Origin of the sequence: Microcoleus sp. M2_D5, assembly GCF_036701935.1 — a bacterium.
GTDB lineage: Bacteria > Cyanobacteriota > Cyanobacteriia > Cyanobacteriales > Microcoleaceae > Microcoleus.
This window is the reverse complement of sequence record NZ_JAUBRP010000031.1, coordinates 49,140-60,683: the sequence shown is the minus strand read 5'-3', so window position 1 is coordinate 60,683 and position 11,544 is coordinate 49,140. Positions and strand designations below refer to the sequence as shown.

Annotated in this window: 11 protein-coding genes; 8 read left to right on the top strand and 3 right to left on the bottom strand. The window is 47.5% G+C overall.

Annotated elements, in window-relative coordinates; genetic code table 11:
• Positions 1-1,063: calcium-binding protein (locus QUA50_RS15135; RefSeq protein ID WP_333380152.1), on the bottom strand; the 1,063-nt coding region annotated here is incomplete at its 3' end.
• A 1,410-nt stretch (positions 1,064-2,473) separates the two neighbouring features.
• On the opposite strand from QUA50_RS15135, the gene QUA50_RS15130 reads away from it, so the two are divergent.
• The 5 genes from QUA50_RS15130 to QUA50_RS15110 all read left to right on the top strand — a co-directional run bounded on the left by QUA50_RS15130 (position 2,474) and on the right by QUA50_RS15110 (position 7,048).
• Positions 2,474-2,728 (top strand): hypothetical protein, encoded by a 255-nt coding sequence (locus QUA50_RS15130; RefSeq protein ID WP_333264856.1) that lies wholly within the window; start codon positions 2,474-2,476, stop codon positions 2,726-2,728.
• Positions 2,729-2,732: 4 nt separating this feature from the next.
• A complete protein-coding gene (locus QUA50_RS15125) occupies positions 2,733-4,430 on the top strand; it encodes a CHAT domain-containing protein (protein ID WP_333264857.1) in 1,698 nt (565 codons plus the stop codon).
• Between the two features lie 1,127 nt (positions 4,431-5,557).
• A complete protein-coding gene (locus QUA50_RS15120) occupies positions 5,558-5,746 on the top strand; it encodes a hypothetical protein (protein ID WP_333264858.1) in 189 nt (62 codons plus the stop codon).
• A 334-nt stretch (positions 5,747-6,080) separates the two neighbouring features.
• Entirely contained in the window at positions 6,081-6,491 is a 411-nt protein-coding gene (locus tag QUA50_RS15115; RefSeq protein ID WP_015177612.1) for an AbrB family transcriptional regulator, read from the top strand.
• Positions 6,492-6,580: 89 nt separating this feature from the next.
• Positions 6,581-7,048 carry a regulatory protein RecX gene (locus QUA50_RS15110; protein WP_006634375.1) on the top strand — a complete coding sequence of 156 codons (468 nt, stop codon included), beginning with the start codon at positions 6,581-6,583 and terminating at the stop codon, positions 7,046-7,048.
• 123 nt (positions 7,049-7,171) lie between these two features.
• Here the strand turns inward: QUA50_RS15110 and QUA50_RS15105 are convergent, their stop codons facing one another.
• Both QUA50_RS15105 and QUA50_RS15100 read right to left on the bottom strand, forming a co-directional pair.
• Positions 7,172-7,666, bottom strand: a complete 495-nt coding sequence (locus tag QUA50_RS15105; protein WP_333264859.1) for a DUF4385 domain-containing protein — start codon at positions 7,664-7,666, stop codon at positions 7,172-7,174.
• Positions 7,663-8,088: a DoxX family protein gene (locus tag QUA50_RS15100; protein WP_333264860.1), complete on the bottom strand. Its 426-nt coding sequence runs from the start codon at positions 8,086-8,088 to the stop codon at positions 7,663-7,665. Before QUA50_RS15100 ends, QUA50_RS15105 begins: the two co-directional genes overlap by 4 nt.
• A gap of 1,041 nt (positions 8,089-9,129) precedes the next feature.
• Here QUA50_RS15100 and QUA50_RS15095 point away from each other — a divergent pair.
• The 3 genes from QUA50_RS15095 (at position 9,130) to QUA50_RS15085 (ending at position 11,376) form a co-directional block, all read left to right on the top strand.
• Positions 9,130-9,621 (top strand): DUF4168 domain-containing protein, encoded by a 492-nt coding sequence (locus QUA50_RS15095; RefSeq protein WP_333264861.1) that lies wholly within the window; start codon positions 9,130-9,132, stop codon positions 9,619-9,621.
• Between the two features lie 480 nt (positions 9,622-10,101).
• Complete coding sequence (gene ureE / locus QUA50_RS15090) at positions 10,102-10,539, top strand: urease accessory protein UreE (RefSeq protein WP_333264862.1); 438 nt, start codon at positions 10,102-10,104, stop codon at positions 10,537-10,539.
• Between the two features lie 123 nt (positions 10,540-10,662).
• Complete coding sequence (locus QUA50_RS15085; protein ID WP_333264863.1) at positions 10,663-11,376, top strand: urease accessory protein UreF; 714 nt, start codon at positions 10,663-10,665, stop codon at positions 11,374-11,376.
• The last annotated feature ends 168 nt before the right edge of the window (positions 11,377-11,544 follow it).

Below are 11,544 nucleotides of genomic sequence, written 5' to 3'. Positions count from 1 at the left end.
CCATCACGCTGTCGTCGCCGTCGCCGCCCATCACGCTGTCGTCGCCGTCGTCACCCATGCAAACGTCGCTGCCGGCACCGCCCATCACGCTGTCGTCGCCGTCGCCGCCCATCACGCTGTCGTCGCCGTCGTCACCCATGCAAACGTCGCTGCCGGCATCGCCCATCACGGTATCGTTATCTTTGCCACCGTTAACGGTATCGTTGCCGTCGCCGCCGCTAACGTTGTCGTTGCCTGTGTCGCCCCTGACTGCATCGTTGCCTTCGCCGCCCTCACAATCGTCGTTGCCTTTGCCGCCATAGACGGTATCGTTGCCGGCGCCGCCGTCAACGTCATCATCTCCTTCGTTGCCGTGGGTCCAGTCATCGCCGTCATCGCCTTCGCAGATGTCGTTGCCACTGCCACCCATCACGGTATCGTTGTCTTTACCGCCGTTAAGGGTGTCGTTGCCGTTGCCGCCCATGACGGTATCTTTGCCCAGATCGCCTCTTATTTCATCGTCGTCATCGCCGCCCTCGCAATCGTCGTCATCTTTACCGCCGAACATTTGATTTTTTTTGCCGCGGTTTCCTTTGATTCTGTCCTTGCCTCTTTTGCCGAATATCTCATCCTGCTCGCCGGTGGCGACAAGGATGTCATCGTCATCGGTACCGACGACGGTTCGGCGGCGATCGATGCCGCTGTCATCATCTAAGCCATCGTCATCGTCATCAGTACCTCCAACAGTCGGGAAATCGATGCCCTTGTCATCGTCATCGTCATCGTCATCGTCATCGTCATCGTCATCGTCATCGTCATCAGTACCTCCGACGGTCTGGAAAGCGATGGCATTGTCATCATCATCGCCCGCACCTTCTTCCAGTACGCCGTTAGCCAGAGCTGGAAATGTGGTGCTAAGGCCGTCGGTGTTTTCGGTGAGCGCTACCTGAATTAACTGAGCTAAATCCTCATCGGAAATTGTAGAGCTGTCGTCGCTTAAATCCCCGACGGGCTTTTGTGTTTCATCTTGAACGGGAAAAAGCGATCCTTGTCCTTCTTCTAACAACATTGCGTCTGGTTCCATTGTTGATATTTCCCAAAAAATGGTAAGCTTCTTAGAATCAATTTATCAGCAAACGGGATCGTGCTGAAGATTTTTTTTACTTCATGCTTTCGCCCGCTCGAAAATCTGATTCCCTCATCTTTACTATTATAGATGCCTCTTAAACCGCAAGGTTTTTTTCCATATGTTGCGAGTTGGATATTCTGCAATTGCGTACCACCATTAATCGAGCCGCAACCTACACTGTAATTACTGCGCCGAAGCGCCGAGCATTTGTGATGTTCTCGGTAATTTCTACAATAAGCTCCACCGAAGGACCCCTGATTGTAGATTTTCTCCGTAATTTCTACAGTGAATTAGCAAAATTTCAACTCGCAACTGACAACTCCTAAATAACTACCCAAACCTGTATCCCCCAAATTTTATCCTTGCTTTTGTTCCGATCTAGGCTGGGTGTATTGAAGTTTAGTAACACTCCCAGCTTTGACAAATCCTTCCCTGACCTAGGATTTGAATCTCTTGACTAAACGACAGCACCCTCGTAATTTTAGTTCCCGATGATTAATTAGAAATTTAGATAATTCCCCCGCGCAAATATTTGTTCTAATTTTTAGTTGCACAATTTTCTCTCGATTCGAGGAAACCTCGCCAACTGAGAAAATTGTTTTTTTCGGGAAAATACTAAAACTTTGGTCAAAATATATCTATCTCAAGACAGATTGTAAAATTTGCCAAAAAGTAATGCCAGCGCAGAATTCGTTTTTGGTGACTGTTGCAAGCTCGATCGGCATTTTGAGCGGGTCTGACCGACGGCGAGGCTGCCCAACCCTGTTTTGTAACGGCTTCGCTACCAAGTCCAATAATTCTCCGAGAAACCGGCCTGATGAGGGGTAATCCTCTAGATGCCAAAAAAAGAGTTGCTTGAGAGTACCGGAACAATTTTATGGTCGTTGTATTGTTGAAAGTTCTTGGCTGCTGATGTTTATTTTTGCTGCTTAACTTTAACTCGATTAAAACAGTTAAATTCAAAATTTTATATATCATGAAAGCGGTAAATTAGCAATAAATTATTAGGAATTCTCGATGGTCAAGCATCGATTATCGATCGCCACTGAGGTCTTAAGGATGAGGGCGGAGGGCTTACGGATGAGAGCCCAGGGCTGACCAATTAATTAATTGACACAAAATCAAGATTACACATCGGGGGTTGGTGGTAGAGGATAAGCGGTAGAGACCGATCGACCCCTCTCCCAAAAAATAAAATACTCAACTTTCCCTGCGATATTGCCCTGAAACCGGTTGGCGAGAGCCGAAGTAATTTTAATAAGAACTATAGCTCCGCCTGGTAAAGTGCCTCGAATTTAACTTTACTCAGCAATGAGAAACTCAAGTTCACGACGAATTTAAAGGGGTCTGCGGTAGAGGTGCAAAATGTTAAAGATACAAAGATTGGAGAAAATTCGGCTTTCACCGAGCCACAGGGCAATCAAAACTAATAAACTGTTATTAAAGTACAACTTTTATATCCTCAAAGTGTTTGAACAAATATATATGACCCCAGCGATCGCCCGATCGGGGGAAGCGCATTCAGAAACTTTGATTGGAAAAGTAAAAATTATTTTGCCGATCGCTATTGCTAGCCGCAAAAACGCAGGCAAATTTAGAATTAAGGCGGGAGGGCGCTAAATCGGTGAGCCAGGAATTTCAACTCTCAGTCACCCCTGTTGGGGACGACGAATATCTAGTGCGGACAGAAAGGGTTGCACCCGGTGTACCCTTAGCCGAACAACAAGTCCGCTGGCCGATCGACCAATGGCTTGCACTGTCTTCTCAACTGATGAACGACCCGCTGGTAGGCTTGCTCCAAGGAAAAGCAGTACAGGGAAGCAGTTTTGCGGGTCGCGGCATCTCCCGTTCGGGAAACAACTGTGCGCCGAATTTAGTAGCCCTGGGGCAACAATTATACAGCGGGCTGTTTCAAGGAAACTTGCGCGATAGCTGGACTTGCGCTCAAGGCATCGCCCAGCACCGCCGAGAAGTGCTGCAACTGCGACTCGGACTCAAAGGCCGGCGCTTGCCGCGACTGCCGTGGGAAGTTCTGCACGCCGGCGATCGCCCTTTGGCAACCGGCACCGATGTCGTGTTTTCTCGCTACCAACCAGGTACAAGTTTGTTCAAACAAACCCGGATACTGCCTAGTGGCGGGCCACTAAAAATTTTAATGGCGATCGCGTCTCCGAGCGATCGAGACAGCTTGCAGCTCAAGCGAGAAGTGCTCCATTTGCAACAAGAACTCCAAAACCGCACCGGTAATCCTCTCAAAAACAGCCCCCATTCCCCGGAAATTCAACTGACTATTCTCGAACAGCCCGATCGAGAACAACTTACCCAAGCCCTAGAACAAGGACACTACCAAGTCCTGCACTACGCAGGCCACAGCAACTTAGGTTCCAGAGGTGGGGAACTCTACCTAGTCAGCAGCCGCACCGGCTTAACCGAAACCTTGAGTGGCGACGACTTAGCTGGATTGCTAGTTAACAACGGTATTCAGATGGCCGTGTTCAACTCCTGCCGCGGCGCCTACGGCGACCCCTCAAACCTCGCCGACGACAGCCCGGAACGGAACTTAACCGAAGCTCTAGTGAAGCGGGGCATTCCCGCAGTGCTAGCAATGGCAGAAAGCATCCCCGACGATGTAGCCCTAACTCTGACGCGGCTGTTTTACCGCAACCTCAATCAAGGCTATCCAGTCGATCTCAGCCTGAGCCGGGCCAGAGCGGGGCTAATTTCTGCCTACGGTTCTCACCAGCTATACTGGGCTTTGCCGATTCTCTACCAGCACCCGGACTTTGACGGCTATTTGACCGGCGCCCCGGCCCACAGTGCGACATCCGGTTCTATGGTGCACATAATCGCGCCGGGAACGCAACCGGTGCTCGCGGGTACAGAATGGAAGGCTCCGTCTTCGGTTTCGGCGATCGCCCCATACCCCCCAATCCCAGCGAATCGATCGCATGAGTCAGACAATTCTGACGGCGAAGTCTGGGAATATCCCAACCAATTAAAAGATCGCAGGGATTGGGTTCACCAGAACGATCGACCCGACGGTGCTAATTCACCGAACTCACCGACGGCTTCGCCCTCCTCTATGCCTAATTCTGAGTGTTCGGCGATCCAAGCAAATCGCGCCGCTGCACCGACTCAGAAACCGTTAAAAAAACCGGGGTTGAAAAAATCTGTCACCCTGATGCTTTGCTTGTTGTCCGTTGCTTTGAGTGCTGGCTTTTTTGGGTGGCGCTACTCGAAAGGGCGAGGCCCGAAACCAGAAGAGTTACTGCCGGCGGTACGGACTCCCCTGTCGCAAAATTACCTGCAACAACGTCACTAAAAGCGATCGCCCACTGCACTGCTTAATTTAGACCCTCTTGGCCTGGCTCCAAACTGGGTGAAGTTTTTGCTGGCCATTCGCCACCGGCTGCCGCTGGCAAAGCGATCGAAAGTATACTGATCTATCGAATCTCCGACTTAAGTTCATCAAGCCGACTTTTACCGAAAATAAGCAGCGCAACCAAGCATCGAGGAACAAACCGGGTTTCTCGTCGAGAGAGTAAGTCCGGGACTGCTTGATGCAGTATTCGTCAGTCAATTTAAGATTTTAGACTTCGGCTTGAGCCCTGAGTCGAACGATTTGAGATTTTAAATTTACTCCACAGATAAATCTGGGAACTGGAACAAGAGTCTAAAATTTTGATCTCTCCACGACAGGAGTCGGTGGCTTGTATGCGTTTTTGAGCGGGCTGATTCGGCAGCACGAGCATTCCTCATTCGGCACAAGACAATAAAAGCCAGAGTTGCCACAATTAAGAACGTCCTCACCGTCAGCGCGCTTATTTCACAATAGTTAATTATGGAAGCGGCTGTGAGTTTGACCCCCTCGCATCCAGGATACCCGCCACGCGATCGATCCGTCCAGAAATAAAAAACCTGTATCCGATGAAAATTGCCGAACGTATTTATCTCGCGCAAGTCAAGGCTTCAATTCTAAAATCTAAAATCTAAAATCCAAAATCGATTGACGCGCCCCTCCAGTTGGTGCATAAATTTTGAGAGTCTGGCAGTTTACAGGCCACGAGTCGAAACCAATAAATTGCCATCGAAACTCCATATCGGGAACCGCTGCTAATTTGTAGTGCATCAAACATTTAAGCTGTTGTGCATTTAACTCGGTCTTTTTCAATTCCCCTGTGGAAATAACCTCAATTTCTCTGGCGGGCGGGCCGGAGGAGGAAGATTTTTCTGAGTTCCCCCTAGAAATCTACTGATTCGTGGCGAAGTGTTAAGAGTCGCGAAGCAATCTCGCCCGATCGAAACTATTCTCCTCTTAGTGGCTGCCCGATGTTTCTGCCACCGCGCCCATTGAGTCGGGTTTTAGCTTAAAGCAGTTCAACGAAGAGGTGAAATTTCCTTCAATTTTTACCGGATTGCTTTCCCCAGACTGCGTTCTGTGCAAATTATATGCCCAACACCTTAATAGAAGATCGCTCGTTGGTATTTGGGGTTTTGAGGGGATTTCCAGCCCGAAAAATAGAATTTACAAGTAGCTGGCAGCGGCATCGAGAACAAGTGCTGCCTCGTCTTGTTGAGGTAAAAGTTAACCCTGCGCCGGTAAATGCTTTCGGCAGATTTGGAGTGGCCGCGTTCTAGGTATTTCCATTCATGGCTGTCTTATTTTGACCTTGACCGCAGATACAATCGGGGATGGGTGAATGCAGGGAACAGACTTTACTGTAAAAAAGTAAAGCATTTAATTTGCGGCAATAATTCCCCGCGCGATCGCTCCAAGGCTTACACAAGGATTTGGGCCGCGAGGAGCAAATTGATCGCCCTTCGAGCATCCTTACTTGCACCCCCCGTCTAGAGGCAGCAGAAATTTATCCAGAATCTTAATATTCAGAATTATTAGTATTGACAGTGAAACAAAGTTAATCTAATGTGTTGTAATTGATATAAGTAAAGTCCAATAAGCGAGGTACGGTCAATGGCAGAAACAGCTACAGCACCCTTAACAGGAAAAGGTCTGCTTCAAAAAATCAAAGGCAGCGATTTGCCGCGCAGAGAACTTGCAAAGCTTTGCGGCTACTTCACGGTCAGCAAAAGTGGAGAAACCCGGATTAATCTGGCTGAGTTTTACGATGCAGTGCTAGCTGCTAAGGGCATTGAGCTAGAGAAGTCGAAAGCAGACGGACGCGGGCGAGAAGCGAGTTATCGAGCTAGCGTTCACAAGAATGGTTCGATCGTGATCGGGGCAAATTATACCCAAGAAATGGGATTAAAGCCGGGAGACGAGTTTGAAATTAAGCTCGGATACAAGCACATTCGCTTGATTCAGATCGATGTGGACAGACCGGATGTGGAATTGGATGATGAAGAGGAGGATACAGAAGAATAAGCCGATGGCGATGCAGTCAGCCGATAGCAAGGCTACTGGATTTGGCATTCGCTACACGAGTATTTGCGCGCCACCCTTCGATTTAACTGATGAGCTGTCTTGACTATTTCTATTTTCTCTTGTCCCGCAAAGACTACAGTGCCTCTGAACTTCGCAAAAAGGGGCAAGAGAAAGGTTTTGGCAATGAGGAAATATTGGAGGCGATCGCGCAAATTCAAGACCGCGGCTATCAGTCCGACACTCGCTTGGTGGCAAACTCGATCGCCTCTGCAGCAGGCAAATACGGAAAGTCTGCCATCAAGCGCAAGTGCCTGCAAAAAGGAATTACCAACGATTTGTTCGAGCAAGTCTGGGAAGAAGAAATTGCCGAAAATCAGGACTCCGAAGCAGAAAAACTGGCCGAATTAAAAGCCAAAGTCATGCGGAAATACAAGATCGATACTTGGGGTAAAGCAGATCCGAAAACCAAGGGCAAAGTCTTGAATTACCTGCAATACAGGGGCTTTAATGCCTTTGAAATTTGGCGGCAGTGGCAGACGGAAGAAGATGACGAGTAAATAGTAGGGTCAAGCAAATAGATCCGGCCCCGATAGGCAAGCACAACTACACTGCTGCCGACGGGGCTAAAGTCTAAGTCCTGAGATTTTGGTAAATCTATGTCAATCCTCAGCGTTGACTAACTAAGATTCGTACATCTGTCGGTGTCTGGCTAAAAGCTGGAGATATTTCTCATTGATTTTAGCCAGCATCCATTTCTCTTTAAAAATGGCGGCGGATTCGGCTTTCACCGGATCTGTTTCGAGTGGCAAAATATCTTTTCGAGCGGCGGTTTGCTCAGCAACAGACTTCAGCTTTTGAGGGTTTTGCTGGTATTTTCGGCCGCTTTTGTGGTTGGCGTAGCGACGGGAGCGAGTGTACCCCATCTGCAAGAACTTGCGGGCCATGTCTGCTCCGACAAAATCATCGGCATCGAGATACTCTAAAAACAAGGAGTAAATTTTGCTGCTGGACTCCCTGGCAATTTCAGGAGTCTTAAATCTCCAGAAAGGCAGAATTTCTCCTTTGTAGGGTTCCACCAACAGCACTCCCTGTTCTCCTTTCCCTACGCGATAAAGTTCCGGGTGCTGTCGAAAGTCGATGTTCTTAAAATCCGCATTGTAGTCGAACTGCTTCATTGGGCGTTTTCTGTTCTATCTGGAACTATAGAATCCCGGTGTTTACCTTCGTCTGGTTTGGTATAAACCCAGGCCCAAGCAATTAAGACAGCTTGAAAAGGCAGCCTGAACCAATACAGTAATTGGTTGTGGGGAATCCCTTCTATCGGAATGTTGTTGACGGCTTGATTGATATTAGCTGGAAACACGGCAATAAACAAGGCAATTAACCCCCACGCCGCCGCAGAGCTCACAGGAGGAACTAACAGCCCAATTCCGCCCAAAATCTCGAAAAAACCGCTGATATAAACCAAGGCTTCCGGGTAAGGAAGCTGGGGCGGCACAATTCTGATAAAAGGTGCGGGTACTGCAAAGTGCAGCACGCCTACAATACTGATAGCTACTGCGAGAATAACTCGCCAAATTTCTTTTTGACTTTTCATGGGCAAGGGGTAATTAATAATTGTTAAATTGCTGCGATAACGCTTGCCAAAATTCGCTATCTGCGATCGGGATGACAAGCAAACTGAGCCCCAAAAATTCCAGCTTTCCGGGTTTGTCTGCTCTCGGTGGTGGCTGTAACGATTTTATTTCGTAGAAAAACCTGGTTTCTGGGTAACTCCCAGACAAGTTTTCACAACCCCAAACTGGAGGAAGCGAGAACTGGAATCCCACGCCTGCGCGTTGACTGCCAAAAACAGATAGCGCGCATTTTGATAACAAGATTTTAATGTCTAGTACCCTGTTGCTGTCTCTATCTTCGGGTAGTAAAACATGATTTTTGTTCCGGCTTGGGCGTAGTCAGCAGCCAAAGCAGTGGGGGATTTTCTCGACCGACAAATGCACCACCGCTTAACATTAAATAAATCATCGCCGCAATTGAGGAGTGCGATTACGGCTAAATTTGACCCCCTCGCATCCAGGATACCCGCCACGTGATGAATCCGTCCAGAAATAAAAAACCTGTACCTGTATCCGATAAAGGATCCCCCGAATTTATCCCTGGGGTCAATGCTTCAATTCTTTAATCTCAAATCTCAAATCTCAAATCTCAAATCGATTGACCTAGCCTTCCAGACGCCTCCCTACCCTACGGGAACCCTACGGGGAACGGGAACCCTTGCGGGAAGATAGCTTTGCTAGCGCGTACCTTGATGAGAATAATTAAGGCGAGTAATTTGTCAATAACTTTTAGAATTATTTAATATTTGCGCTTTGAAAATTATTCAAAGAGGCAATTCGGTAACGCTCTTTAATTAAAATTACTATCTAAAGTTTGAATTTTGTCAACTTCCCACAGATGTTAGAATGAAATTATCGAATTTGCTAAAAAGTCGATCGTCCTAGCAACTCCCCAACCATCCTGCTGGAATTCAAAATAGTCACTCCTAGGCAGGAACTTTTTAGCCACCACATTATTCAAAAAGATTGAGCCTCCAAGCGCTGTGTCATTTTTATCTACAGACCATTAATCACCGACGACCATGAATACCTCACTAAACACCTCTAAATTTGGCATTAACCGGATGCTGCGACAATCGCTGTTGCTTGGCATCATTTCTGCAGCAGCTTTAGCTAGCGGATGGGCGCCCGGTTTGTACGGACAATCCCCAAATCTCGTTTTCGGATCTGCAGCCCAAGCTCAAGAAATTAGCAGCCAAGAAATTACCAGCTACGCTCGTGCTGTGTTGGCAATAGAACCCAGACGGGTGGAAGCTTATAACGAAATTAAAGGAATGGCTGGCGGCTCGGTTCCCAGAGTAGTGTGCAACGAAACTCAGCAAATTAATAGGTTGTCTGGAAGTGTTCGCGGCATCGCGGTGAATTACTGCCAACAAGCTAAAAAAGTTATCGAAACCAATGGTTTGACAGTTAGTCGTTTCAACCAGCTCACTTTGCTCCAGCAAGCGAATCCGGCAGTAAAACAACTAATTCAAGCCGAGCTGCTGCGACTGCAACAAGCGGGCAATCAATAAGCTTGAAGGTTTGAGTCTTTCTTCCTCTCCCGTTCTATTAGACTTCTCCATAAAAGCTTGTTAAGGGCAGGCAGGATGCCTAAGCGCTACCTTCGCCAACAATATATTGGAGATTTAAATTGTTCGAGTTCCTAGACGGTAGGCAAAATTTTTTGAAAAAAAAGCGATCGCCTGCGATCGAGTGCTTGACAAAATAACATAAATTTGGTAAACAGACGAGAACGGGAGCGGTCAGAGAGATGAATATTTTGCAACGGGCTGTAAATCGGAATGAGATATAGCATATTTCATGTATATGCGGTACACACAATCTTGTCGCAAGCATCGGTGCGGATCCACCAGTCAATCTGCAAGTTCCATTAAACACGAGCAGATCCGCACCCTACATAACTTCAGTCTTCCTTATTTCTTCGGGTATAAAAAAGATATTCCTCAAAAACTCAATGTCAAGTGAATCGCTCTGAGGAATAGAATAAAAAAATGCTAACATTCACAAAACATTTACCAGCAAATCCCGATGCTGTTGTCAGCTTTACCGTACCGATGACAGCCGACGATCGCACTCGCAGCCGCCACCGATTCGAGACAGAAACGGGGGAAAAGCTGCACCTGAATTTGGCCAGAGGTACGGTACTGCGCGATCGAGATTTATTGCAGTCGGAAGACGGTAGCTGTTTGGTAGTGGTAAGTGCAAAACCCGAACCTGTGCTGACAGCGCGGGCATCAAGCCCGCTGCTGCTGATGCGGGCGGCTTATCATTTAGGAAACCGCCACGTAGCTTTAGAAATTGCCGATAATTATTTAAGGCTTTCTCCCGACTCTGTGTTGCAGGGAATGCTGGAAAAAATGGGTTTGGAAGTAACAGAGGAAATTGTGCCGTTTCAGCCAGAAATGGGCGCTTACGGGCACAGCCATTAGATTTTAGATTTTAGATTTTAGATTTTAGATTTACTCCCACCGAGGAATCGGAGGGTTCACAACCAAATTAGTTTCGATCGTTCAAGAAGGAAGAAGTCAACAGTCAACAGTCAACAGTCAACAGTGAACAATCAACTTTTATCTTTGTTGCAGCTAGCTTTTGCACCTGTGGGAGCTTATAGTTATTCAGAGGGAATCGAAAGTCTGGTAGAAACCGGCGCGATCGACAGCGAGATAACTTTGAGGAATTGGTTAGAAAATTCGCTGCAATTCGGGGCAGTTCGAGTAGAAGCCTCTGTAGTGGTAAGGGCTTTGAGGGCGGCACAGATGGGGGATTTGACGGCTTTGAATTACTGGAATGCTTGGGCGACTGCTGCTAAGGAAACAGAAGAGTTGCGCTTGCAAAGTTGGCAAATGGGGCGGACTTTGGTGAGGTTGCTGCTAGATTTGCGTGAAGCGAAGCTATCCCGCAGGGAATCGCCCGTTGCTTCTGGGTTAACAACAAGTGTAAAAGATTTGGTGGAATTTGGCGACAATCAGTGCAATTTTGCGATCGGCTTTGGAATTGCTGCGGCAACCTGGCAGATTGAAGAGGAAGCCGCCGTGTTAGGATATTTGTACAGTTGGGCTGCCAATTTAGCGAGTGCGGGCGTGAAACTTATTCCCCTCGGTCAAACATCCGGTCAACAATTGCTGTTAGATTTGCAATCGCAAATTAGTTGCACGGCGCGAGAAGTTTTACAATTAGAAGATGATGAGCTTGGGAGTTGCAGTTGGGGATTAGGACTGGCTAGCATGGCCCACGAAACTCAGTACACTCGGTTGTTTCGCAGTTGAAAATCAGACAATCCAAAATCCCTCAATCCCAAATCCAAAATTAGACAATCGAAAATCTAAAATCGAAAATCTAAAATCGCTATACGGCCCAAGAAGTTTTACAATTAGAAGATGATGAGCTTGGGAGTTGCAGTTGGGGATTAGGACTGGCTAGCATGGCCCACGAAA